Origin of the sequence: Bacillus sp. HMA207 (genome assembly GCF_003402455.1) — a bacterium.
Classification (GTDB): Bacteria; Bacillota; Bacilli; order Bacillales; family Bacillaceae_G; genus Bacillus_A; species Bacillus_A cereus.
Genome location: NZ_BEZT01000001.1, coordinates 2,753,571 through 2,776,946 on the forward strand (window position 1 = coordinate 2,753,571; position 23,376 = coordinate 2,776,946).

Consider the following 23,376-nt stretch of genomic DNA (forward strand, 5'->3'; position numbering starts at 1 on the left):
CTATTTTTTTGTAATATATGCCCATTTATAACTGAAGTCCCCGCCAAACGTATGGTTAGCAATGCCTTTTACAAACGGCTTCTCTAAATAAGCTGTACTTTGTTGGTACGTAGGAGAAATTGCTGCGTCTTGACCAATTAAGATTTTTTCAGCTTCCGCAAGTGCATTCCAGCGTGCTTTATCATCTTTTAATAGCTCTCCTTTTGATTTCGCTACTAAATCATCATACTTCGGATTAGAATAATCCATTTCATTAAATGAGCTTCCAGTAACAAACATATCAATATAAGTCATTGGATCCGGATAATCAGGGCTCCATGCAGATAATGAGAATTCGTATTGGAATTTCTTTTCTAAATCTAGCTTCTGCTTGTATGGTTGCTGTTTCAAATTTACTTTAATACCAGGCAAGTTTTTCTCTAGTTCTTCCTTAATAAAGTCGCCTACTTTTTTCCGGCTACCGTTATCATCGTTTAGTAATTCAACCGTAATTGTATCTTGACCAAGCTCTTTCTTCGCTTCTTCCCATAATTTTTTTGCTTTCTCTGCATTATCTTTACTATCACGGAAGTTTTTATTTACAGAGCGGAAATCTTTTCCATCCGGACCTGTCGTGAATTTTTCAGGTACTAAGAAATATGCTGGCAATGAACCGTCATTTAAAATGACATCAGCAATTCCTTTTTTATCGTATGCTAAATCAATCGCTTCACGTACTTTTTGGTTTTTAAATGTTGCATTTTTTTGGTTAAAACGTAAGAAATATATGCGTGGATCTAACTTCGTTTTAAATTCATCTGGCTTATTCTTTTTATATTTATCAACAAATTCAGAAGTTAAAATAACTCGATCTGCTTGATCACTATCATATAAATTTACTCCCGTGCTTGTTTCCTTCACAATACTTACATTAATTTCGTCTAATTTTACAGTATCTTTATCCCAATAATTAGGATTTTTCTTCAACTGATAATTTTGTTCATGTTTCCATTGACTCATTGTAAATGGTCCATTATATACTAATTTATCTGCTTCTAATCCGTATTTATCTCCTTGCTCTTTCACATATTTTTCATTTAATGGGAAAAATGTAGGGAACGACGTAAGCTCAAGAAAATAAGGTGCTGGTTGCTCTAATTCTACTACCAACGTTTTATCATCCTTCGCTTTAACACCCAATTGATCTGCTGGTAATTCACCTTTATTTACTTTCTGTGCATTTTTCACATCAAATAAAATGAATGCATATTCTGCCGCTAATGCTTTATCTAATGTACGTTGCCATGCATATACAAAATCTTGTGCTCGAACTGGATCACCATTTGACCATTTCGCATCACGTAATTCAAATGTATATGTCTTTTTATCTTCACTAATCTTCACATCTTTTGCCATACCTGGTGTTGGTTTATTATCTTTATCTAGACGATATAAACCTTCCATTGCATTTACAAATACACGGAAAGATACAGAATCCGTTGATTTAGATGTATCCATTGAAGGAATTTCAGCTGTTTCTAGCAAATTTAAAACTTGTTTATCGGCCATTCCCTTATTCGATTCTTTCTTCGTTGTCGAAGCCTTCTCACCATTCCCACATCCTGCAACCAATACACTTGTCGTTAACGCAAGTGCAGCAATTGTTGTTGTCTTTCTCTTCATTCTTCCTTCCCCCAATCTATATGTATAAGTTAAATCCTATATAATATATTTCATTATACAAAAGATTCTGATTATTTTAAATATTTATTTTAACAAACATAGAAAAAAGCGATCGGAAATTTCTTTCCAGCCGCTTTCTTGAATAGCATTTACTTGTAATCCATCCTCTATATCAAATGGATTTTGAACTTTAAATATTTCTTCCATCAGCTTCAAAAACTCTTCTTCAGTTTTAGATTCACCATTAACCATAAGTGAGTATGGTTCCACTTCACCTAATTTATAATCGACAACAAATTGAATCTTCACCTTTTGTCTTGGCGTTCCGGTGTTATATCCTTGGAATTCTACTAATTCTAACCCTTCCGTTCCACGATAATATATCCAACCTGAATTTTGAAAATAATTTTCGAAAGATTCACCTATTGAAAAGAAAGGATATTCATAAAGCGAGCTTGTACGAACCTTTTGAATAACGTCTCGATCAGTCGGAAAAAAGAAATGACTAAAAAATATGCTAGCAACTGCTAAAATAGTAACAATTGTCGCTCCCATTTTGCTCGTTCCGCCGCTATCATTGATTAGATAGTTTTCAACTGATTTATCTTTTATTTCTCTTGCTTTTATTCGGTATATACGTCTTTCCGCAAATTGATAGTATAATCCATTTGCAAAAATCCCCATTCCAAACAGAATAAAAATGAGTAATAAAAACGTAAGAGGCACCATATTAATGATTGGCAACGCTACATTAAATCCCATATAATACGAAAATGCATCACACGCTACTAATAACAACATAAATAAAGCAGCTGGTACATAATACTTACGATATCCTAGCCAGCCTATATTGAAAATAGCAGCCCAACCATTCCAGCTCCACCTAGCAATCCGCTTATTCTCAAGATCCCATTTCCTTTTGTAATACGGATATTGTCTCCCTACATATACTTCCAGTTCTTTATCTATTAACGAGCTACCTTCCTCTTGTTCATTATCCAAGTTTCGCTGACAACTTGCACAATTTAACTGTTCCTCCTCGCAAGGTTGCCCACAATTTATACATTTCAAAACAATCCCTCTTCCCATCCATACGTCATTTCAAAATACCTTCGTGTTTTAATAACCACTCTTTCCTCCATAAACCACCAGCATATCCAACAAGCTTTCCACTCTTTCCTATTACACGGTGACATGGAACAATTATTGAAATTGGATTCCGACTATTTGCCCCTCCTATTGCCCGTACAGCTTTTATATTTCCAACTTTCTCTGCAATATCTAAATATGAAGCACTTACGCCGTATGGAATAGTATAAAGTGCATCCCATACATTTTTTTGAAATGCTGTTCCCTCCGCAGACAGCGGGACCGTAAACTCTTTTCTTTTCCCTTTAAAATATTCATCTAACTCATTTATACATTGTTCTATCATTTCATTTTTATTTTCTTCTTGTCGTTCATCAACAAATATAACAGACGTAATTCCTTCTTGATTCGCTGTAATTTCAAGCAAACCTAATTCGCTTTCATAATAAGCCTGGTACATATGCCATCCTCCAATTCAGTTCATATTAGTCATTGTAACACGAATATACAAAATTTTTCGTATAAGCGTTTTATTAGAGAAACAAAAAAGAGAATGGTAAAATATAAGAAAATTCAATCAAGGAGGCTATTTGATGAATTCCAAGCTTTTTTCACCTTATACAATTAAGAACGTTACACTAAAAAATCGTATCGTTATGTCGCCTATGTGTATGTATTCCTCGGGGAATGAGGATGGCAGCGTTACGAATTTTCATCTCATTCATTATGGAACTCGCGCTGCTGGCCAAGTAGGTTTAGTTATGGTTGAAGCAACTGCGGTGTTAGCTGAAGGACGAATTTCTAACAAAGACTTAGGTATTTGGGATGACAACCTAATTGAAGGCTTACATAAAACGACTACTTTTATACATGATAACGGCGCAAAAGCTGCCATTCAACTCGCTCACGCCGGAAGAAAAGCAGAATTAGAAACAGATGCGTTAGCTCCTTCAGCCATTCCATTTAATGAAACAATGAAAATGCCAATAGAAATGAGCAAACACCAAATTAAAAATACTGTATTAGCTTTTCAGCAAGCTGCAGTACGATCAAAACAAGCTGGATTTGATGTTATTGAAATACATGGCGCTCACGGTTACCTTATCAATGAATTCCTATCACCACTTACTAATAAACGGACGGATGAATACGGCGGCTCACCTGAAAACTGCTATCGTTTCTTACGCGAAATCATTGACTCGATAAATGAAGTTTGGAACGGACCGTTATTTGTCCGTATTTCAGCAAATGATTATCATCCTGAAGGGTTAACAGTTCAAGATTATGTTCAGTATACAAAATGGATGAAAGAACAAGGAGTAGATTTAATCGATTGTAGCTCTGGAGCTGTTGTCCCTGCAAGCATCGATGTTTATCCTGGGTATCAAGTACAATATGCTAAACATATTAAAGAGCATGCTAACATTGCAACTGGTGCAGTTGGATTAATTACGACCGGAGTACAAGCAGAGCAAATTTTAAACAATAACGAAGCTGATTTAATTTTCATCGGACGTGAGTTACTTCGCAATCCGTACTTCCCGAGAATAGCGGCCAATGAACTTGGCTTTGAATTGCAAGAACCATATCAATACAAGCGAGCGCCAGGGAAAATTCATACGAATAAATAAAACCGAGAAGTCATTCTTCTCGGTTTTATTTATTCTATCGTTGTAATTTCATTTGAATTATAAGTATGGATACCCGATTCTTCTCGCAGCGCGGTTATATACATCCCTTTCGCCACATCTTTAGCTGAAATTGGTTTATACTTTTTGAAAGCCCCTTTAAAGATAAAAGGAATAATACGAGATAACTTTTCAGCCATTTGTTCGCCGAAACGAAATTCTTGTCGATTTCCTACTAATAATGATGGTCTAAAAATGTGAATACCACCGATCACTAACTTTTGCAATTCTTCTTCCATTTTCCCTTTCACTTGTGAATAAAAGAAAAATGATTTAGGATTCGCTCCCATAGAAGACACGACAAGGAAATTTTGTACCCCTTGTTTTTCAGCTAAACAAGCAGCTCGTAACGTATATTCATAATCTACTTTTTTAAAATTTGCTTTTGTTTTTGCTTTTTTTATTGTTGTTCCTAAGCAACTAAAAACATCATCCACAGCAAAGAACTCTTTATATTCCTCTAATACCGAAAAATCAACTTGTTTCTGCTGTAACTTCTCATGTTGCAATTGCATTGGCTCTCTTACAAAAATAGTAACCGAATCGTAGTAATCTGATTCAAGTAATAGACGCGTTATCTCTTGTCCAACTAAACCACTTGCACCAAGTATTAACGCTGTTCGCTTATTCATATATACATATACCTCTTATTTTACTTTTCTCTCCTTCAGTAAAATACAACCTTTAGGAGTTTCCTGCTCTTATTTTACCACAAGTAAAACACTATGCGTACGCATAGTGCTTTACTCACTCTTTTTTCTCATTTCTCTCTTGTAATTTCGTTATTGTTGTAGCGTCCCCTAAATTACTTATTAATCTTCTTAAAAAAATTAATACGAAAGATAATGGCAATACTACCGCTAATATTAATAAAATAGCTTCCATTAAGTAACCCAAGCGCTCATCCCCCTCTTTACCTCCTTTTCAATATATGAAAACAGCGTTGTCACATATGCATGCATTTGCAAAATAATACACCTATATTTGACAACTTTATAACAAAAACAAATCGGAATGATTATTATTTATTGCAACTTTATTAAAGATGTATTATACTAAGTTCGCAAACTAAAACGTAATTATTCCGTTTTGTATTAAAATGATATTTTTCTTCTATAATTGGGGAAAATATATCCGTAAAAAAGAAAAGAGGAGAACTTCATGCCTAAAAGATTGACTATATTTTCATTCTTACTTATTTTTACCTTAATTTTCGCTGGCTGCTCAAATAAAAAAGAAAGTAATGCCAAGAAAGATGGAAAGCTAACAGTTTATACAACGATTTTCCCACTTGCTGATTTCGCAAAGAAAATTGGTGGCGACTATGTAAATGTTGAAGCAATTTACCCACCTGGTGCAGATTCACATACATTTGAACCAAGTCAAAAACAAACAGTACAAGTTGCAAAAGCCGATTTATTTGTTTATAACGGCGCTGAATTAGAACCATTTGCTGAAAAAATGGAAAAAACATTACAAAAAGAAAATGTTAAAATTGTAAATGCATCTAAAGGTATTGAGCTTCGTGCTTCTACTGAAGAAAAGCATCATGATCATGGAGATGGCCATAAAGAAGATGAACATCATCACGATAAAGACCCACATGTTTGGTTAGATCCTACTCTAGCAATGAAACAAGCAGAAAAAATTAAAAATGCACTTGTAGAATTACAACCTGAACATAAAAAAGAATTCGAAAAAAACTTTGCAGCACTTCAAACTAAATTTACTGATTTAGACGATGGATTTAAGGCAGCTGTAGCGAACGCAAAAACGAAAGAAATTTTAGTTTCTCATGCTGCCTATGGTTACTGGGAACAACGATACGGCCTAAAACAAATTCCTATCGCTGGAATTTCAGCTTCTGATGAACCATCTCAAAAGCAGCTTGCTGACATTACAAAAACAGTAAAAGAACATAATCTAAAATATATTTTATTCGAAACGTTCTCTACTCCAAAAGTAGCATCCGTAATTCAAAAAGAAACTGGTACAAAAGTTTTACGCTTAAATCACTTAGCTACTATTTCTGAAGATGATGCAAAAAATAATAAAGATTACTTCACTTTAATGGAAGAAAACGTAAATACATTGAAAGAAGCAACAAACTAATCCATTATATTTTCTAGGCAGCTGAATCTGTTATTCAGCTGCCTTTTTATGTATTTATCCTTGACTTGACCAAAATAACAAGTAAAATTATCCATATTAGCTTGAAAGCTATATTAATTTAGAAGGTGAGTTGGAATTATGAATCTTCACATTTGTGAAGTAACAGCAAAAAATTGGCGTTCAATAGTTGCTTTAGACGTCGCAAAAGATCAGCAACAATTTATTGAAAGTAACGCGTTTTCTTTAGCAGAATCATTATATGAAGGAAACGGAACGTCAGTAGGTTTATATGATGGCGAAACAATTGTAGGATACGCAATGTATGGATGGTATTCAGTAAAACATAAAAGTGTATGGCTCGATCGCTTTATGATTGACCAACAATATCAAGGAAAAGGATACGCAAAACGTTTCCTTCGCTTACTCATTCAATTCTTACAAGAAAAATTTGAATGTAAAATAATTTACTTAAGTTTACATCCAGACAACAAACTTGCAATGGGACTGTATGAATCATTTGGTTTCCGCTTAAATGGGGATATTGATGATGAAGGTCCAGTTGTAGGTGTTGTAATGGAGTTACTAATAGACGAAAATACAAGCCTGTGAAAACAGGCTTTTTATTATACAGTTATCAATTTTTAGTTTCTTTCCCTTATTTAATTCTGTTTTACAATCTAATAGAATGCTCATAAAAAATAAGCCTACAATTTACGCAGACTTATTTCACACACTCCTCGAAATGTTCTTGGAACCACTCTTTATTAATATCTCTTCCGATAAAAACTACTTCACTTACTCGCTCTTCGCCCTCTTGCCACTCTCTATCGTACGAAGCAGCAAATAACGTATGTACGCCTTGGAAAACGATACGTTTATCTACTCCGTCTATCGATAAAATTCCTTTGTAACGATATAAATATTCCCCTAGCTCTTGCACGACAGCTGACATCCACTCATTAAGCTTTTGTAAATCCAGCGGACGTTCTTCACGTAATACAAATGATTTCACACCTTCTAAGTGGTTATGTTCTTTATGAGGGTAAATTTGCAACGTATCTTTCGTTTTAAACGTTTGGATTTGTAATAAAGATGGTATATCTACCTCACAGTTAGTCGCCTCAATTAACTTTGCAGTCGGGTTAATTCCTTGAATTTCATGCAAGAGATTTTCTTTCTCATTCTCTTCAATTAAATCTAATTTATTTACTAAAACAACATCAGCAAACGCAATTTGCTCTTTTGCTTCTAATCCTTTTTCAAAATGTTTATGTATATGATAACTATCTACCACCGTTACAACACCGTTAATTTGGTAAGCAGATTGGATGACTGGATCTAAAAAGAATGTTTGAATAATCGGGCCTGGATTTGCAAGGCCAGTCGTTTCAATTACTAAACCATCAAAATCCATTTTCCCTTCTGCTTTTACGTCCAATAACTGTTTTAAAGCAACAAGTAAGTCTTCACGTACAGTACAGCATAAACAGCCATTTGTCATTTCCATAATTTCTTCTTCCACATTCATAATCAACTGATTATCAATGCCAATTTGCCCTATTTCATTTACAATCACCGCTAATTTCTTACCGTGATTTTCTGATAAAATACGATTTAATAATGTCGTTTTCCCCGATCCAAGAAAACCAGTTAATATTGTTACTGGAATCATTTCGTACATCTCCTTATAGCTATATGTTTCTACATTATAACATATAGAGAAAATCATTTTTGTAGCAAAACATATTTATTGTCTGTACACCTAATTAACTATATAATAATATGTAGTAAGAAAGCCTTTTCAAAACATTATTATTCATCAAGGGGGTACTTATAATGGAGCGAGTTCAAATGGCTGAAACGCTAGAATTTTCTCGTATTATTCAAGGATTTTGGCGTTTAGCAGAATGGAATATGACAAAACAAGAATTACTTTCTTTCATTGAAGATTGTATGGATATGGGAATTACTACTTTTGATCACGCTGATATTTACGGCGCATATACGTGTGAAGGGTTATTTGGCGAAGCTTTACAATTAAAGCCTTCCTTACGAGAAAACATGCAAATTATTACAAAGTGTGGAATCGCTCCCCCATCACCGAAATTTCCAGAACGATATGTTCCTCACTACAATACTAGTACAGAGCATATTATGCAAAGTGTAGAAGCATCACTTAACAATTTACATACAGATTATATTGACGTATTACTTATTCATCGTCCCGATCCTTTTATGGATCCAAATGAAGTGGCAAAGGCATTTTCACAATTAAAACAAGAAGGAAAAGTTCGTCACTTCGGTGTATCTAACTTCTTACCTTCACAATTTAATATGTTAAATTCGTACTTAGATTTTCCACTTATTACGAACCAAATTGAAGTTTCTGCATTGCAGCTTGAGCATTTTGAAAAAGGAACAATTGACTTATGCCAAGAAAAACGAATCAATCCAATGATTTGGTCACCTCTTGCTGGTGGTGAGATCTTTACTGGTCAATCAGAACGTGCTGTACGTGTACGCGAAACTGTGCAAAAAGTTGCTACTGAGCTAGGTGTTTCTAATATCGATACGGTTATGTATGCTTGGTTACTTGCTCATCCAGCTAATATGATGCCAATCGTTGGCTCTGGTAAATTAGATCGCGTAAAAACTGCCGCTCTTGCTACAAAAGTTAACTTAGACCGTCAACAATGGTTTACAATTTTCGAAAGCTCTAATGGACATCCTGTACCATAATGCATAAAAAGAAGAGCTATTTTCTTACAGCTCTTCTTTTTCATATGTATTTCTAGTCATGGCAAATACACACATATCCCTTAATCCGTTTCCATCTACCGCAACACTCGCACTTTCTAACGTACCTTCTAACTTAAAACCTAATTTCTCAGGTATCGCTCTACTCTTCTTATTTAAAGAATCACAACGAATTTCTACACGGTTTGCTTTCAATTCAGAAAAAGCGTAATCCGTTATACCTTTCGCAGCCTCTACCATATAGCCTTTTCCGCTAAACCTTGTATCAATCCAATATCCGATTTCAAATTGAGGTATATCCCAATTAATACGATGTAATCCGGCTGAAGCAATAAATTCACCTGTTTCTTTCGAAAATACTAGTAATCTTAAATCCTCACGTTGCAAAAATTGAATATGTGATTTTCTAATACTTTCTTCTACTTCTTGCTCTGTTTGCTCTTTTTGTGCAAACACCATCCAAGGTTTTAGTTCTTCTATTGAAGCCTGAATTGCATCATATACAACTTTACCATCTCCTGGTTTCGGCATTCGAATAAAAAGCCTGTCAGTATAAAATTCAGAAGGAAAATCGAATAATAACGGATTCACTGTAAACACTCCCTATATTTCTTTTATATATAATAATATCCATCTCAAGTTATATAGTAAAGAATTTTCTGAATTGAAAACCTTTTACTCATTCACTTCCACCGCTACACGAATTCCAGATTCAATCGCACCTTGAATCCATCCGTGATATAGCGTTGTATGATCTCCAGCGAAGAATATTCTCCCCTCTGGTTTGACAATCGCTGGTTGCAACTCAGATTCTTGACCTGCTTGAAAAAGTGCAAATCCTCCAAGCGCATACGGATCCAATGTCCAGCTTTTTGATATTCCAGATATGAACTCATCATACACTTGACCACCTAATATTGTTGCTAAGTTGTGTAATGCGTAATAAATACGATCACCTTTTGATAAACCATCCCATAACAACGCGTCATAAGACCATGTATAGCTACCTAACATCATAGCCGGTCCTTTCTGCCCAATTCCATAACTTGGATAATAGGCATAACGAATTGGCAAATCTGTTATAATTCTGCCGCCTAATTGTCCTTGTTCTTCCCAAAATCGGCTTTTAAATTGAATTCCTATTTTCGTCGCAGGCATATAATGTAATTCACGAATTGCTTTCCATTTTTCATGAGATATAGAATCAAACGGATCTACTTCTACAAAACGCATTGTCGAAAACGGAATGGTAACAATAACTAAATCTCCTGTAATACTACTATATTCAAAAGTTTCCTCGTTCCGATAGAAAGCTGTCACACCATTATCGTGTTGATGTAGCTTCATTAATTTTTGATTATATATAATATTCTCTTCTAATTGCGGTAAAAATGACTTTGGCAATCTATCGTTCCCGCCCACAATTTCACAAAATCCGCTCTCCTCTTGCATAATGTATAGAAAGCGTAAAGTCTCTACAAACGATCGTTCCAAAAAACCTTCTAAATCTAATAGAACACCAATCATCTCAATTGTTACTGGCGAAAAGTAAGTATTATACTGATAAGGATGATACTTTAAAAATTGCCCAGTAGAGTATCTTCCAAAATCCTTTACTACAACGTCCCAATTTTTTTCTGGGTTCTTTTTTATAAAATTTATAATGGGCTGTACCGCTAACAATAATAATTCCTCTGACGTTTTTCCAACTTCATTCATTTCCACAGGATATCTTAGAATACTTGGATCTTTTTCATATTGTTTTAACGTCGTTTTCCGTCCATTTACGTATATAATATCCGTCTCATTCCTATTAATAAAAGGTCTCACCTGTAGCCCAAATTTTCTTATATATGTCATCGTTAATGTATGCGAATATGGAATCCTCATTGCTCCAACATCTAAATATAATCCGGTATCTTCCATTCTAACCGTTTCTATACGGCCACCTACCCGGTTATTTGCTTCAAAAATTTTCACATCATGTCCTGCAGCCTTTAATAAAGAGGCTGAAACTAACCCAGCCATACCAGCTCCCACTACAATAATCTGTTTTGGGCTTGTCGTCTTATTCAATCCTTTATCTATAACTTTTAACGCTTCATCCATTTCAGTGTTATACATTATATCTTTCTGCACAATTCCACCCCTTACTTCATCAAATGGACGTTAGTGGTTTAGTGCATTTTATTCATACATCCCCATAAACATAACACCATTGCAATTTGAATATTCACTAAAAGTACATAAGAGACAGATCTCACTTTTCTTTATACTTCGTATAATATAGCAACTACAAAGAAGGAGTGGTTAAAAATGAAACATACCTATGACTATGATGCTACAAAAAAACATTTAGAATTAAAGAAACAAAACTTATGTAAAAAACTTAGCAATATGACACTATCTGAAAAAGAACGTGAACAACTAAAACGTGAAATTGACAACTATGAATATATTTTAAATCTAGTCGAAATGAATCATTATGAACGCGGATTTTCTCGTTAAAAGCGGAAATAAGATTATCCGCTTTTCATTTTGAGCATTTCACTACGCATTTTTCATAAGTAAATATATAATAGGATGTACATTAAGATTGAGAGGTATATTCTATGATCAAGTTAAGTGTATTAGACCAATCACCTATTTCAGATGGTAGCACAGCAGCCCAAGCTTTTTCACATACAGTTACGCTTGCACAAGAAGTTGAAAAACTCGGATTCACACGTTTTTGGGTATCCGAACATCATAATTCCGTAAGCTTAGCTGGTTCAAGTCCAGAAATACTTATTTCTCATATTGCCGCAAAAACGGACCGTATTAGAGTCGGTTCAGGTGGTGTTATGTTACCGCATTATAGCCCATATAAAGTTGCTGAGAATTTCCGTGTTCTAGAAGCATTGTATCCGAACCGCATCGATCTCGGTGTTGGTAGAGCTCCTGGTGGTATGCCAATAGCAACTCGCGCACTTCAAGAAGGGAAAATGGTCTCACTTGATCAATATCCAGAACAAATTGCAGACGTTGCAATGTACTTACATGATCAAGTACCAGAAAACCATCACTATGCAAACTTAAAAGCCACTCCAGTTATCCCAACGTCTCCTGAAATGTGGATGCTCGGTTCTAGCGGAGAGAGCGCTAAAATTGCTGCAAACAACGGAGCTTCTTTCGCATTTGCACAATTTATTAACGGCTTCGGAGGCCCTGAAGTTATGAGGGCTTACCAAGAACAATATCAGCCTTCATTTTTAGGAGATAAGCCTAATTCAATCGTTGCCATCTTTGTTATATGCGGAGAAACAAATGAAGAGGCGGAAAAAATTGCTTCTAGTTTAGATTTATCAATCTTATTATTAGAGCAAGGAAAACGAACTACTGGTACACCTTCTATTGAAACTGCTCAAAATTATTCATACAGCGCTTATGATTTATTCCGTATAAAAGAAAATCGTCAACGTATGATTGTTGGTGATCCGTCTTCTGTAAAAGAAAAAATAATAAACTTAAGCAAAGCATACAATACTGACGAATTTATGATTGTCACGATTACTCATCAATTTGAACATAAATTAAAGTCTTATCGCTTATTAGCAAATGCTTTTAATTTATAATTCTAAAAAGAGATGCATCACATGTGATGCATCTCTTTTTCTTACTACTTATTGTTTTCATTTCCTATATATTCAATAGCTTCTTTTAATAGCTCTTCAAAGTTAATAGGATAATCATGATCTAAGTCAGGCACAACTTTATACTTATGTTCTATATTCTTCTCTCTTAATAGTTGTACAAATTGCTGCGTGGATTCGAAACAATCTTCATCTTGATCCCCGCATACTATATATCCTTTTATATGTTTATCCTGCAGCACTCTTAACAACTCATCCCATTCTTCAATCTCGGGAAGCCATGGTGCCATAAAAACAAAACCATCTACATTTATATCTTGTTGTAAAATCGTATATAAAGCTACTCTCGCCCCTGCAGAAAAACCACCAATGATTACACTTTCTACTGTATGATTTTCTATAAACTTATTGTAATGCTCTTTTAATTCCTCTTTTCCTCTCTCTATATCATCCCAAACAAATCCATCTGAAAACTCAATTTGTGAAGACTGTGGTAAAGCTAACATATAATCTTGTGTCAACACAGATTTCCAATATGGTTCTACTATTTGTATATTTTCTTGGTCACCGTGCAATGTAAGTAGTAGATTTCCCTCTTTCTTGCTGTATATATATTTCACATCTGGTCTTTCCTTTTTATGTGCTAATTCTTCTCTTTCTTTACATAATTGCACCATTGTATGAAATTCTTCAAATTTATGTAGTGATTTTAAATCTTCGTCGGAAATTAAATACTCATTTCCATACCAGAATCCCTTTTCTATAATGGCCTCTCTCATTAAATGTAATGCTTCTTTTTCAAGTCCCGATGCACTTGCGAGTGCATACTTAAAATTATATATTTGCGCCTCATTCCCTATTACACCTGTAGCGTTTTCCATTATATAATTGTACGCTTCAAAACTTCCTTTATTTGCATAACAACGTAACGTTTCATTTAATAATTGAATGTAAGTCATGCTATTTTTCATGTACCAATTCCCCCGAAACCTTTTATAATATTTTTTGCGAATCTTTATACCACTTTGTATAACCCACGCTAACAATACCTTATTCTCAAAATGATGCTTAATAGTTACTCTTCCCTGTCCAATACATTTAGTATAAATAATAATAGACTGAAAAATCAATATTTTAACAAACAAAAAAAGACAACAATATATGTATTGTTGTTTTCATTACATCTACCCGCTCTTTTGTTTTTTTCTATCTGGTTTACTTGAAACTAAATAATGTTTTTCTGAAATATATAAGTCTCTTTTTAAGCTACGATTTAAGTAAGGTCCTAGCTTCATTCCGCATATGAGGCGATCTTCGCTACCTTCAACAATTGGGAACATTTCTTTTTCTGTTACGTATTGGTCTACTGCTTTTTGTACGACATCAATTTCTTTCACTAGGCTTAAATTTTCTGCTGTATGTTCAAATACCTCAAGCGTTTCCTTCGTTATGAGAAAATCATTTGTTGGAAATGCAGGTAAATACGGTTTTAACAAATCATAATTTACTGTATAATCTTCATTTACTAATACTGTATAAACGATATTAGCATTCGTTTCTAAAAACTGAGCCATCGCTTGTTCTAATTCATCTTTCGTAATTTCCCGCTCTTCTTTTCCAGTTCTGAAAAAGCGAAACATCGCATCGCCTCCTTTTTACTATATTATAGCATAAAAGAAAACTGAAAAATCATAAAAAAACCCATTGAAATAATTTTTCAATGGGTTTCTATTATATTTATCGTTATTTTAAGAATGCACTTAGCATCCATACATGCTGTTCTAATGTTGTATGAATTGCTAACAGCATGTCAGCTGATGTTTCATCGCCAGCTTCACCTGCAACTTCCATACCTTCTTTTAATTCTTGAATAAGTGCAGAATAATCATTCACTAATGTTTGCACCATTTCTTCTGCAGATTCTTTGCTTGTCCCTTCGCTGACACTAGATGTTGCGAGATATTCTTTCATTGTCGCTAATGGTTTACCTTCTAAAGCTAAAATACGTTCTGCTAACTCATCAATATACGTTCCAGCCTCATTATAAAACTCTTCAAATTTCTCATGTAATGTAAAGAAGTGTGGCCCTGTCACATACCAGTGATAATTATGTAGTTTCACATATAACACATTCCAGTTTGCTACCTGCTTGTTTAATACTTCAACAACATTTGTTTTCGTACTCATACAATCACTCCTCTTATCATTTTGTAATGTTTATCTTTTAATAACCTAATTACATTTTACCATACATTCCCTTTCCTTTCGAACAATTGGCTTATATGTAACAAAGTTTTAACACCTTTAATGCTTCCCTAATATCATTAAATTCATGTATTTTTTCAAACACTTCATACGTCTAATTGTCCAAGCTCATACATATGCATAATAGTACATCAAGCTCATCATAGTAGAAAGAGGGATAACATGGACAATCAACAATGGCAAGTAGCAAAGAAAGTAGCCGCTACTTATATCGGAACTGTCGTTGGAGCTGGATTTGCTACTGGACGAGAAATTGTTGAATTTTTCACAGTAAATGGATTATACGGGACAATTGGCATATGTGTAAGTGGATTTTTTTTTATTTGGCTTGGCACAAAGATGATGTTACTTTCATCACAAATCGGGGCATTTTCAGCGCAAGAATTTAACAAATATTTATTTGGGGATGTATTTGGGAATGTTGTAAACACATTATTATTACTCGTTTTATTCGGCGTAACGAGCGTTATGTTATCAGGGGCTGGTGCAGTATTTGAAGAGCAACTTCGCTTACCAAGACAACTCGGTATTCTTATTACAGTTATCGCTTGTCTCATTATAAGTAGCCGCGGATTACAAGGTGTTTTTGAAGTAAATACACTTGTCGTACCTATTATGATGATTTTTATTATCGGACTTGCTATTACAACCTTTTTTCACGGTACAACTCCTATTAACAACACTATTCCTGCAGAGAGCTGGAATATGAAATGGATTACTAGCCCTATTACATATGTCGCCTTAAATCTTTCTCTCGCCCAAAGTGTTCTCGTCCCATTAGCCAGTGAAGTAAAGGATCGAAAAGCTATTTTTTGGGGTGGGATTTTAGGTGGTGCTGGACTTTCTTTAATTTTATTATGCAGCCATTTAGCAATCTTATCAGTCGATCAATTTTACCAATATAACATCCCAATGGCTGAAGTCATAAGAAGATTTAATGCAACTTTTCACTTCTTTTTCGTTCTCATTATTTTCGGTGAAGTTTTCACAACTTTAGTTGGTAATGTGTTCGGAATGACAAAACAGATGCAATCTATTACTGGGTGGAAAAATAACAATATTATTTTCTTCATTTTACTAATTAGTTATTGCTTTAGCTACATCGGTTACAGTGACTTACTTCACATTCTATATCCTATCATCGGATGGGTAAGTATTGTTATACTTCCAATCATTGCGTTTAAACAACTTCAAAAAACATAAAAAAGCATCCATGTTATTGGATGCTTTTTTATGTTCATTCACAATCATCACATACTTCCCAGTACGGTCCCATTTCTAATGCTAAATATGGCTTTAACTGCAACCGAATCATTCGACTAGGCATGCGCTCTAAAACAAATTGAATACCTTCTTCATCTTCGTCTAATTCAACTTTTGAAATCGCAATTCTTTGCATAGTCGTAATGGGAATTCCATCTTTATATAAAGCGATTTTCACCTCATCGTATTCATTAAAATATAATTCGACACTCATTTGATTTTTCAGTATTTCATCAACAATTTTAAATGTATTATTTTGTTCTTGGATTATATATTTCCATCCGCCTCTATCTTCTTTCGGAGCTGTTTGAAATAATGTCTCCAAATCCTCGTATAGCATAAGATAACCCCTCTCTTACTAAAAAACGATGAGTATTTTATATACCCTTTATCTCTATCACTATCCATAGCTATTGTACCATATATCAACGTTCTTACCGTATTCATTTGCTTCATACATACTTATAAAATAACTAATTCTATCTCCATTATTATGTATATTACCTCATTACTCCATACACTCTTACAAGTTCAAATAACGACAGACTTTAATCCATGCAAATATTGTCTACTCTCTGCTTTTATTAGCTCACAGCATTCACACTTTTACATATAGTAAGACTACCACAAATAAAAAAGGAGAGTGACTTATACCACTCCCCTCAAAAGACCTTCCCTATAGCTGCTAAAACTAATACGATTATTAAAATTGCAAATAATAATGAGACAATGAAACTAAAAATAGGTAACGCTTTCTTTTCATTCTTCTTAAATAGTAACTTTAAACTAAGAAAAATATTTACTGGTACAAATATAAAATAAAAATATTTAACAATTTGCACCGAGCTATTCGAAAGTGTTTTTAATATAAACACTTCAATTAGAAAAACAATAAAAAATGAAATACTTAGCCAAAATGAGACGTAACTAAGCCAAGAATGTCTTTTTGTCCCCCAATACACTCCCATAATACTCTCCTTTTATTTGTATTCTATACGTTAATAATTATACACAAAGCTAACAAATACCTCTATTTTTCGACAAACATTATGCAAAATACCATTTTAAACGTCATAAAGGAAGTTTACATCTCCATTTGATTTTACACAATAAAACAGACTACCCTCTATTGGCATAATGCTACTAGGGGATAGTCTGTTCTCTATTAAACTTTAAATCTCTCAATTAGTCCTTGCAACTCTTCAGCCATTTGAGATAACGTGCCTGCTGCAGATCCAATTTCCTCCATCGAAGCTAGCTGTTCTTCAGCTGAAGCCGCAACATTTTGTGTGCTTGTCGCATTATTTTGTGCTGTCATTGCAATTTGTCCTACCGAAATAGATACTTCATTTGCCCCTTTTGACATTCCATTAGCCGTTTCAACCATCGTCTTAATTTGATTAGCTATTTCATTTGTAGATTGTAAGATTTCAGCAAAGTTTTGCTTCGTTTCATTTGCGATAACAAGTCCAGATTGAACTTCCTCATTTACATGATTCATAGATTTGACTGTCTTACCCATATCATCTTGTATTTCACATATTAATTTACTAATTTCACTAGAAGATACGCTAGACTGCTCTGCCAATTTACGCACTTCATCTGCAACAATTGCGAAACCTCTTCCATGCTCACCGGCTCTTGCGGCTTCAATCGCCGCATTTAGAGCTAGAAGGTTTGTTTGATCTGCAATATTTTGAATTACTTCTAAAATATCACCAATTTGTTTTGATTTATTATTTAGTAATTGTATAACTGCATCTGATTGTGAAACCGATTCTGCAATAGACTGCATCTGGTTTACTGTTCTTCCTACTAGTTTCCCACCATCTTCTGCTTTTTCACGAGTATGTGCAGAAGCCGTATTAATAGATGATGAACTATTTGCTACATGTTGAATTCCTTCCGTTACATCAAACAGTAACATAGCGCCATTTTCTACGCTTGTTGTTTGCGTCGTTGCCCCACTTGATATTTCATCCATTGCGATTGTGATTTGCTCAGTCGCTTCACTCGCTTGCCTTACACTTGCAGTTAGCTCTTCTGATGCCGCTGCAACATGCCCAGCTGAATCGTTAATTCTTCCAATTAACGTCCGTAACGAATTCGTCATCTCATTAAAGCCTTTAGCAAGTTGGCCGATTTCATCATTAGAATGAATTTCAATTGTTTGCGTTAAATCCCCTTCGCTTATTTCTTTAGAGGTAACAACTAATCTCTTTAAAGGCTTCGTAATTGAAAGTGTTACAAAATAAATAAGTGCCCCGCCTACTACTAATGAGATAAGCATAACAATTAACATATTATAAAATACAGGTTGAGCAGCTTCAATTACTTCACTTGAGTACATCGTCCCACCAATTTTCCAACCTGTTTTTACATTTGTAGCAAATACCATATTCTTTTCACTACCGCCATAAGAATATGAAAAAGCACCGTGATTATCTTCATAAATTTTCTTTGCCCAAGAATCAGCCGCTTTTTCCCCTGATTTTTCTTGTGGATGAGCAATTATTTTTTGCTTTCCATCTAAAATGAAGGCATATCCTTTTTTACCAATATTAATTAACTTTGATGTTTTTAATAAATTATCTAAACTTAAATCTAGCGCAACAACTCCATTTTTATCTTCTGTTTGTTTTGCGATTGTTACGACAATATGTCCATTTCCTTTTGCCTTATATGGCTCAGTAACAACAATACCACCTTGTTTTGCAACCGCATCTTTATACCAAGAACGCTCTGTTGGATCATAGTCTGCTGCCATTTGTATATTTGGTTCTTGTACAAATTTTTTATCATTTCCGGCAACATATACTTGTTCAATATCTTTATTTAAATTTATATATTGAGATAACATTTTTCTTAATTCATCCTGATTATCTCCTTGATACATATTCCCCTGAATCACCCGTGCAAAATTATTCACATCATTAAATTTTGCATCAATCATTTGATTGATTAAATTATCCAGTATTTTTATATTGTCGTTGGCACTACTCTTAATTTGCGATTCAAAATTCTTTTTGGCTGTTTGATAAGACATGCCTCCGATAATAGACACAGCCGCAATTAAAATTACAAAGAATGAAATTAATAGCTTTTTTGCTACTTTCATATCACGAAACAAATTTAATAGTTTACCCATTATGAACCTCCTAATTTTCAAATTTAAAAGTTAAATTGAGTTAATTATGAATATTTCCCAATCCCTAATTATTATTTTCATAACCTATTATGATGAATACTTTGTAAAGTTTAAACAATTAATTTCCCTTTGTCTATATATATAAATAATATTATTATAAAATTTACAAATAGAAAAAACCAAAGGGGCACCCTTTGGTTTTTACATTTTTTTATGTTGTTTAGAAAGTTTTTTCCACTTATCACGCTCTGCTCTGGCAAGGATTGCATCTTGTTTTCTTATAAAATACGCCAGTTCTCTTTGTAATTTTTTATAGCTTTTCAAACGATCTATCGTAATAAGTCCGTTTTCAATTGCACTATACACCGCGCACCCTGGTTCATTCTCATGCTTACAATCACGGAAACGGCATGTTGTCGCAAGTTCTTCAATATCAGAGAATGTTGTTTGAATCGCTTCGCTTCCTTCCCAAAGTTGCAATTCCCTCATACCGGGAGTATCAATTACGAGAGCGCCACTTGGCAATTGAAATAACTCTCGATGCGTTGTCGTATGCCTTCCCCTACTATCCTCCTCACGTATATCTCCCGTTTTTGCTACCTCAATTCCTATTAGCGCATTTAACAAAGTTGACTTTCCTACCCCTGATGACCCAACTAAAGCAATTGTTTTCCCTGAAGAAACGAATTGTTTCAACGAATCAATACCTGTATGCTCTAAACTATCAACAACAAAAATAGGAACACCAATTGCTATAGCTTCCGTTTCTACAATTTTTTGTTCTATATCATTACATATACTACTCTTTGTTAAAACAATAACTGGCATAGCGCCACTTTCATACGCTAATAATAAATAACGTTCCATCCTTCTAACATTAAAATCATGATTAAGTGCATTCACTAAAAATAAATAATCTACATTTGCTGCTATAATCTGTTCTTCTGTTCTTGTTCCAGCCTCTTGTCTTGAGAAAGAGCTTCTTCGCTGGAAAATACGATGAATAATCGCTTTCTTTTCATCTTCTATTTTCTTTATATACACCCAATCACCAACTGCTGGATAATCGCCTTTCGTAACTGCTTCATGCCGAAACTTCCCAGACAGTTCTGCCATATATTCACCATCATTACAAATAATTCGATATATATGCTTATGCTCAAGTAAAATACGCCCTACTTCAAAGTTCTCTACAGCTTGTTCCTCAAAAAAAGAATCCCAGCCATACGATTCTAAAATATTTTGATTCAAATTGATATCCTCCCTAGTGTAAGCTAAGTGGAAGGATAGTGCGCTCACTTATATCGTTTCGCCCTTTCCATCCACCTTTGTATTTGGTTTATTATTCATATAAGTTATTTTCGCCATAATACATCACCCCGTTCTTATTTTAATTACCCTCATTATATGGAATTCTCCTATAAAAAGCTACATCATTTAACGTAATTTTCAAACAACTTGTTTTTGAGCATTCTAATTTGTCCTCGGTGACTAATTTCATCTTCTAGCACATGAAACCAAAGATAGTGCTGGTTATATACTACACCGTTAGGCCACTTTCTTTCTGACATGAGCCACTCATTACCTTGTTCACTTAAATACTTCAGAGATTCTTCTCGAACACTTTGTAGAAGTTGTACATAATACTGTATTTCATGACCACGGATCGCTCTACCCGCTTCCCCTAAATACAGTGCATCTTCCCATATTTCTAATTCTTCTTTTGTAAAGTCACGATTTTGAAATGAAATAAGCTGATGAACTTTTTCAATAGCTGCTATATGCTTTAATAAGGCGCCAATTGAATTTCTGCTGCTCTGCATAATTAAATCTAATTGCTCAACTGATAAATTTTTTACTTCGCCTAATGTTACAGCTCTCGTATGCTCCAGCATGCTTACTAATTCCCCTATATTTTTTGTATAACCATCTACACTTCTTATTCGATAATCTATCTTCATATCACGCACCCCTTTCTGCATTCATATTATTGTAAAAATGATTCATATAATAGACTGAAACCTTTCGAAATTTTCTGTTATAATTAAATTGAATACAAAATATACCCAAACAAACTTTCTCAATATGCTTATATGAAATATTAAAAGGAATCAATATAAAATAATCGAATCTTATTCACTAAAAGGAGTGGATTCGATGGAAATGTATCAATGGCTAACCGCTGTTCTCGTTGGTGGCATTACCGGCTTCGTTTCCCATCTAATCAATAACCAAGGTAAGTTATTGCTTCCACGCCGTTTGAAAACATTTTTTCATTTTGGATTTTTAACTGATATTTTTACTGGTAGCCTAGCCGCACTTCTTGGGCTCGTTTTATTCGATGTCACCGCGATAAAAGAAATTATAAAAGTATCCATTGTAACTGCTATTTCTGGCCAAACTTTCTTACTACATCAAGCTCTTGGTGGCGAACAGGCTAAAAATACGCAAATTGGGAAAGCTGATGAGAAGATTCAAGAAATTGACAAATTATTGCGACGTTAGTGTATACTTTCTTTTAAAATTATTGTTATAATGAGAAATAAATATTTTCTATTGCGTCGTTTGTCAGGAGAAAGGGTGTTTCGTATGACAAAAAAGAAAATAGAAGATTTCTTAACAAACTCCGAAAAAGAGGAACTGCTAGAAAACTATAAATGTTTACGAGAAGCCCGCACAAAAAGCGAAGCTAACTATTTTGGTGAAGCAGTAAACCATCTATTAAATAAAGCAAAACAACGAATTATTAAAGATGCAGGTATACATGATGAAAATGCTGCAACTGTTCAATCAAAGAGAAAAGCACTGTTTTAGCTACATTAGCTAAAACAGTGCTTTTTATTTAGAATTTTTTTCTTTCCATGCTATATTCTCTCCGCCTTTATCTTTCCATTTTTACAGTTTCAAAAGTCATCTAGACCTAAAGATCAACCTAATAATATTAGCCCACGCAAACCATTTTAATAATAGATAAAATAATTGAACTAGTAATGCTACAAACTAAATAAGTTTATTAAATCGCTTCTTTTAAATCTGAATGCGGATTTGGTCCGTATTGATTGTCATTTTCTTCACTTTCAATGATAAAAAATACAAGTAAAACAACGCTACCAAACGGTACAAAATTTAATAGTTGCCACCATCCCGTTTTCCCAATATCATGTAATCGTCGTGCACCAACCGAAAAACTTGGTATAATCATTACTAACATAAATAGCAACGCAATAATAGCAACTAACACCTCTGAAAATGATGATAAAAATAACAGTAGCCAAAAAATTACGATATTGGATAAACTAAAAATCCAGTACTCTTTTCGCGTAGCTCTACCACTAAAATTCCCATAATTCTTTAGAGCTTTCAAATACCATTGCATTTAAACCTCTCCCTTTTATCCCTAATAAAATTAAAATATGTAATTATTAACAGATAAGTAGAAATATAACACAACATTTATGTAAAATCCATATCCCCATCTAAATTGCCCTCTATTTAAATAGTTTTTTCCTTCGGCATTTTTCACATTACTTTCACATCTATTTCACAAATATAAGTAGTCCGATATGCTAAACTAAGTATATCCTTTTCCAAGGAACTATATGCCGATATATAAATCCCTATCTTTATAGGGATTTTTATTTTTTGATTCCTCATAACTTTGTTACAATACATTTCTTCTACTATTTCTATACTTTTAGTAACTACTTTAATTAAAAGCACATTCATGTATTCACACTCTTATTAATTCTGATTTGCGAAA

27 protein-coding genes are annotated in these 23,376 nt (G+C 34.0%); 9 read left to right on the top strand and 18 right to left on the bottom strand.

Going from position 1 to position 23,376, the window contains the following annotated elements; all coding sequences use genetic code 11:
• The 3 genes from HMAS_RS14285 to HMAS_RS14295 all read right to left on the bottom strand — a co-directional run bounded on the left by HMAS_RS14285 (position 1) and on the right by HMAS_RS14295 (position 3,211).
• Positions 1 to 1,662, bottom strand: a complete 1,662-nt coding sequence (locus HMAS_RS14285; protein ID WP_000824278.1) for a peptide ABC transporter substrate-binding protein — start codon at positions 1,660 to 1,662, stop codon at positions 1 to 3.
• 84 nt (positions 1,663 to 1,746) lie between these two features.
• The gene (locus HMAS_RS14290) at positions 1,747 to 2,751 is read right to left on the bottom strand and encodes a DUF2628 domain-containing protein (protein ID WP_002023926.1); all 1,005 of its coding nucleotides are present in this window, start codon (positions 2,749 to 2,751) and stop codon (positions 1,747 to 1,749) included.
• A 7-nt stretch (positions 2,752 to 2,758) separates the two neighbouring features.
• Positions 2,759 to 3,211, bottom strand: a complete 453-nt coding sequence (locus HMAS_RS14295; RefSeq protein WP_000283907.1) for a methylated-DNA--[protein]-cysteine S-methyltransferase — start codon at positions 3,209 to 3,211, stop codon at positions 2,759 to 2,761.
• Positions 3,212 to 3,344: 133 nt separating this feature from the next.
• On the opposite strand from HMAS_RS14295, the gene namA reads away from it, so the two are divergent.
• Positions 3,345 to 4,382 (top strand): NADPH dehydrogenase NamA, encoded by a 1,038-nt coding sequence (namA, locus tag HMAS_RS14300; protein WP_016122352.1) that lies wholly within the window; start codon positions 3,345 to 3,347, stop codon positions 4,380 to 4,382.
• A 29-nt stretch (positions 4,383 to 4,411) separates the two neighbouring features.
• Here namA and HMAS_RS14305 read toward each other — a convergent pair whose 3' ends face one another.
• Both HMAS_RS14305 and HMAS_RS27695 read right to left on the bottom strand, forming a co-directional pair.
• Complete coding sequence (locus tag HMAS_RS14305; RefSeq protein ID WP_001042735.1) at positions 4,412 to 5,071, bottom strand: oxidoreductase; 660 nt, start codon at positions 5,069 to 5,071, stop codon at positions 4,412 to 4,414.
• Between the two features lie 115 nt (positions 5,072 to 5,186).
• Complete coding sequence (locus HMAS_RS27695; RefSeq protein WP_000540933.1) at positions 5,187 to 5,336, bottom strand: hypothetical protein; 150 nt, start codon at positions 5,334 to 5,336, stop codon at positions 5,187 to 5,189.
• A 264-nt stretch (positions 5,337 to 5,600) separates the two neighbouring features.
• Between HMAS_RS27695 and HMAS_RS14310 the strand changes: the two genes are divergently transcribed.
• Together HMAS_RS14310 and HMAS_RS14315 are read left to right on the top strand one after the other, a co-directional pair.
• On the top strand, positions 5,601 to 6,551 hold the full coding sequence (locus HMAS_RS14310; protein ID WP_116344888.1) for a metal ABC transporter substrate-binding protein: 951 nt from the start codon (positions 5,601 to 5,603) through the stop codon (positions 6,549 to 6,551).
• A gap of 138 nt (positions 6,552 to 6,689) precedes the next feature.
• A complete protein-coding gene (locus HMAS_RS14315; protein WP_025710174.1) occupies positions 6,690 to 7,160 on the top strand; it encodes a GNAT family N-acetyltransferase in 471 nt (156 codons plus the stop codon).
• 112 nt (positions 7,161 to 7,272) lie between these two features.
• Here HMAS_RS14315 and HMAS_RS14320 read toward each other — a convergent pair whose 3' ends face one another.
• A complete protein-coding gene (locus tag HMAS_RS14320; protein ID WP_000613422.1) occupies positions 7,273 to 8,223 on the bottom strand; it encodes a CobW family GTP-binding protein in 951 nt (316 codons plus the stop codon).
• A 164-nt stretch (positions 8,224 to 8,387) separates the two neighbouring features.
• Here HMAS_RS14320 and HMAS_RS14325 point away from each other — a divergent pair, with 164 nt between their 5' ends.
• Positions 8,388 to 9,290 (top strand): aldo/keto reductase, encoded by a 903-nt coding sequence (locus HMAS_RS14325; protein ID WP_016122350.1) that lies wholly within the window; start codon positions 8,388 to 8,390, stop codon positions 9,288 to 9,290.
• Positions 9,291 to 9,314: 24 nt separating this feature from the next.
• Here the strand turns inward: HMAS_RS14325 and HMAS_RS14330 are convergent, their stop codons facing one another.
• Complete coding sequence (locus HMAS_RS14330) at positions 9,315 to 9,899, bottom strand: GNAT family N-acetyltransferase (protein ID WP_001068736.1); 585 nt, start codon at positions 9,897 to 9,899, stop codon at positions 9,315 to 9,317.
• A gap of 84 nt (positions 9,900 to 9,983) precedes the next feature.
• Positions 9,984 to 11,447, bottom strand: coding sequence for a flavin monoamine oxidase family protein (locus tag HMAS_RS14335; RefSeq protein WP_001168130.1), 1,464 nt, complete (start codon positions 11,445 to 11,447; stop codon positions 9,984 to 9,986).
• A gap of 177 nt (positions 11,448 to 11,624) precedes the next feature.
• On the opposite strand from HMAS_RS14335, the gene HMAS_RS14340 reads away from it, so the two are divergent.
• Positions 11,625 to 11,816, top strand: a complete 192-nt coding sequence (locus HMAS_RS14340; protein ID WP_000683359.1) for a DUF3896 family protein — start codon at positions 11,625 to 11,627, stop codon at positions 11,814 to 11,816.
• A gap of 104 nt (positions 11,817 to 11,920) precedes the next feature.
• A complete protein-coding gene (locus tag HMAS_RS14345) occupies positions 11,921 to 12,922 on the top strand; it encodes an LLM class flavin-dependent oxidoreductase (RefSeq protein ID WP_000594045.1) in 1,002 nt (333 codons plus the stop codon).
• Between the two features lie 44 nt (positions 12,923 to 12,966).
• On the opposite strand, the gene HMAS_RS14350 is transcribed toward HMAS_RS14345, so the two are convergent.
• From HMAS_RS14350 to HMAS_RS14360, 3 genes are all read right to left on the bottom strand, one after another.
• A complete protein-coding gene (locus HMAS_RS14350) occupies positions 12,967 to 13,911 on the bottom strand; it encodes an alpha/beta hydrolase (protein ID WP_000798313.1) in 945 nt (314 codons plus the stop codon).
• A gap of 213 nt (positions 13,912 to 14,124) precedes the next feature.
• Positions 14,125 to 14,580 carry a DUF3939 domain-containing protein gene (locus HMAS_RS14355; RefSeq protein WP_000488210.1) on the bottom strand — a complete coding sequence of 152 codons (456 nt, stop codon included), beginning with the start codon at positions 14,578 to 14,580 and terminating at the stop codon, positions 14,125 to 14,127.
• A gap of 103 nt (positions 14,581 to 14,683) precedes the next feature.
• On the bottom strand, positions 14,684 to 15,127 hold the full coding sequence (locus HMAS_RS14360) for a Dps family protein (RefSeq protein ID WP_000105199.1): 444 nt from the start codon (positions 15,125 to 15,127) through the stop codon (positions 14,684 to 14,686).
• Between the two features lie 240 nt (positions 15,128 to 15,367).
• Here HMAS_RS14360 and HMAS_RS14365 point away from each other — a divergent pair, with 240 nt between their 5' ends.
• A complete protein-coding gene (locus tag HMAS_RS14365; RefSeq protein ID WP_000370210.1) occupies positions 15,368 to 16,408 on the top strand; it encodes a GerAB/ArcD/ProY family transporter in 1,041 nt (346 codons plus the stop codon).
• A gap of 34 nt (positions 16,409 to 16,442) precedes the next feature.
• On the opposite strand, the gene HMAS_RS14370 is transcribed toward HMAS_RS14365, so the two are convergent.
• From HMAS_RS14370 to HMAS_RS14390, 5 genes are all read right to left on the bottom strand, one after another.
• Complete coding sequence (locus HMAS_RS14370; RefSeq protein ID WP_044306614.1) at positions 16,443 to 16,808, bottom strand: DUF3979 family protein; 366 nt, start codon at positions 16,806 to 16,808, stop codon at positions 16,443 to 16,445.
• Positions 16,809 to 17,130: 322 nt separating this feature from the next.
• Positions 17,131 to 17,436, bottom strand: a complete 306-nt coding sequence (locus tag HMAS_RS14375; protein ID WP_000539569.1) for a hypothetical protein — start codon at positions 17,434 to 17,436, stop codon at positions 17,131 to 17,133.
• 197 nt (positions 17,437 to 17,633) lie between these two features.
• Positions 17,634 to 19,616: a HAMP domain-containing methyl-accepting chemotaxis protein gene (locus HMAS_RS14380; protein WP_016122348.1), complete on the bottom strand. Its 1,983-nt coding sequence runs from the start codon at positions 19,614 to 19,616 to the stop codon at positions 17,634 to 17,636.
• Between the two features lie 201 nt (positions 19,617 to 19,817).
• Positions 19,818 to 20,867, bottom strand: a complete 1,050-nt coding sequence (gene rsgA / locus HMAS_RS14385) for a ribosome small subunit-dependent GTPase A (protein ID WP_001073088.1) — start codon at positions 20,865 to 20,867, stop codon at positions 19,818 to 19,820.
• A 182-nt stretch (positions 20,868 to 21,049) separates the two neighbouring features.
• Positions 21,050 to 21,577: a DinB family protein gene (locus HMAS_RS14390; protein ID WP_116344889.1), complete on the bottom strand. Its 528-nt coding sequence runs from the start codon at positions 21,575 to 21,577 to the stop codon at positions 21,050 to 21,052.
• Between the two features lie 196 nt (positions 21,578 to 21,773).
• Here HMAS_RS14390 and HMAS_RS14395 point away from each other — a divergent pair, with 196 nt between their 5' ends.
• Complete coding sequence (locus HMAS_RS14395; protein WP_000426317.1) at positions 21,774 to 22,121, top strand: DUF4257 domain-containing protein; 348 nt, start codon at positions 21,774 to 21,776, stop codon at positions 22,119 to 22,121.
• 84 nt (positions 22,122 to 22,205) lie between these two features.
• The gene (locus HMAS_RS14400; protein WP_000162602.1) at positions 22,206 to 22,430 is read left to right on the top strand and encodes a hypothetical protein; all 225 of its coding nucleotides are present in this window, start codon (positions 22,206 to 22,208) and stop codon (positions 22,428 to 22,430) included.
• 199 nt (positions 22,431 to 22,629) lie between these two features.
• Here the strand turns inward: HMAS_RS14400 and HMAS_RS14405 are convergent, their stop codons facing one another.
• On the bottom strand, positions 22,630 to 22,992 hold the full coding sequence (locus HMAS_RS14405) for a DUF805 domain-containing protein (RefSeq protein WP_001198796.1): 363 nt from the start codon (positions 22,990 to 22,992) through the stop codon (positions 22,630 to 22,632).
• A gap of 143 nt (positions 22,993 to 23,135) precedes the next feature.
• Positions 23,136 to 23,342 carry a hypothetical protein gene (locus tag HMAS_RS28335; RefSeq protein ID WP_001101741.1) on the bottom strand — a complete coding sequence of 69 codons (207 nt, stop codon included), beginning with the start codon at positions 23,340 to 23,342 and terminating at the stop codon, positions 23,136 to 23,138.
• Positions 23,343 to 23,376 lie beyond the last annotated feature (34 nt).

Bases quoted from the DNA above. Each gene is read 5' to 3' on its own strand.
- HMAS_RS14400 (WP_000162602.1), top strand. From the start codon at position 22,206: ATGACAAAAAAGAAAATAGAAGATTTCTTAACAAACTCCGAAAAAGAG.
- HMAS_RS28335 (WP_001101741.1), bottom strand. From the start codon at position 23,342: ATGAATGTGCTTTTAATTAAAGTAGTTACTAAAAGTATAGAAATAGTA.
- HMAS_RS14345 (WP_000594045.1), top strand. From the start codon at position 11,921: ATGATCAAGTTAAGTGTATTAGACCAATCACCTATTTCAGATGGTAGC.
- HMAS_RS14375 (WP_000539569.1), bottom strand. From the start codon at position 17,436: ATGGGAGTGTATTGGGGGACAAAAAGACATTCTTGGCTTAGTTACGTC.
- HMAS_RS14355 (WP_000488210.1), bottom strand. From the start codon at position 14,580: ATGTTTCGCTTTTTCAGAACTGGAAAAGAAGAGCGGGAAATTACGAAA.
- HMAS_RS14405 (WP_001198796.1), bottom strand. From the start codon at position 22,992: ATGCAATGGTATTTGAAAGCTCTAAAGAATTATGGGAATTTTAGTGGT.
- HMAS_RS14305 (WP_001042735.1), bottom strand. From the start codon at position 5,071: ATGAATAAGCGAACAGCGTTAATACTTGGTGCAAGTGGTTTAGTTGGA.
- HMAS_RS14390 (WP_116344889.1), bottom strand. From the start codon at position 21,577: ATGAAGATAGATTATCGAATAAGAAGTGTAGATGGTTATACAAAAAAT.
- HMAS_RS14340 (WP_000683359.1), top strand. From the start codon at position 11,625: ATGAAACATACCTATGACTATGATGCTACAAAAAAACATTTAGAATTA.
- HMAS_RS14370 (WP_044306614.1), bottom strand. From the start codon at position 16,808: ATGCTATACGAGGATTTGGAGACATTATTTCAAACAGCTCCGAAAGAA.
- HMAS_RS14365 (WP_000370210.1), top strand. From the start codon at position 15,368: ATGGACAATCAACAATGGCAAGTAGCAAAGAAAGTAGCCGCTACTTAT.
- HMAS_RS14325 (WP_016122350.1), top strand. From the start codon at position 8,388: ATGGAGCGAGTTCAAATGGCTGAAACGCTAGAATTTTCTCGTATTATT.
- HMAS_RS14395 (WP_000426317.1), top strand. From the start codon at position 21,774: ATGGAAATGTATCAATGGCTAACCGCTGTTCTCGTTGGTGGCATTACC.
- HMAS_RS14295 (WP_000283907.1), bottom strand. From the start codon at position 3,211: ATGTACCAGGCTTATTATGAAAGCGAATTAGGTTTGCTTGAAATTACA.
- namA (WP_016122352.1), top strand. From the start codon at position 3,345: ATGAATTCCAAGCTTTTTTCACCTTATACAATTAAGAACGTTACACTA.
- HMAS_RS14360 (WP_000105199.1), bottom strand. From the start codon at position 15,127: ATGAGTACGAAAACAAATGTTGTTGAAGTATTAAACAAGCAGGTAGCA.
- HMAS_RS14350 (WP_000798313.1), bottom strand. From the start codon at position 13,911: ATGAAAAATAGCATGACTTACATTCAATTATTAAATGAAACGTTACGT.
- HMAS_RS14310 (WP_116344888.1), top strand. From the start codon at position 5,601: ATGCCTAAAAGATTGACTATATTTTCATTCTTACTTATTTTTACCTTA.
- HMAS_RS14315 (WP_025710174.1), top strand. From the start codon at position 6,690: ATGAATCTTCACATTTGTGAAGTAACAGCAAAAAATTGGCGTTCAATA.
- HMAS_RS14290 (WP_002023926.1), bottom strand. From the start codon at position 2,751: ATGGGAAGAGGGATTGTTTTGAAATGTATAAATTGTGGGCAACCTTGC.
- HMAS_RS14320 (WP_000613422.1), bottom strand. From the start codon at position 8,223: ATGATTCCAGTAACAATATTAACTGGTTTTCTTGGATCGGGGAAAACG.
- HMAS_RS14380 (WP_016122348.1), bottom strand. From the start codon at position 19,616: ATGGGTAAACTATTAAATTTGTTTCGTGATATGAAAGTAGCAAAAAAG.
- HMAS_RS14285 (WP_000824278.1), bottom strand. From the start codon at position 1,662: ATGAAGAGAAAGACAACAACAATTGCTGCACTTGCGTTAACGACAAGT.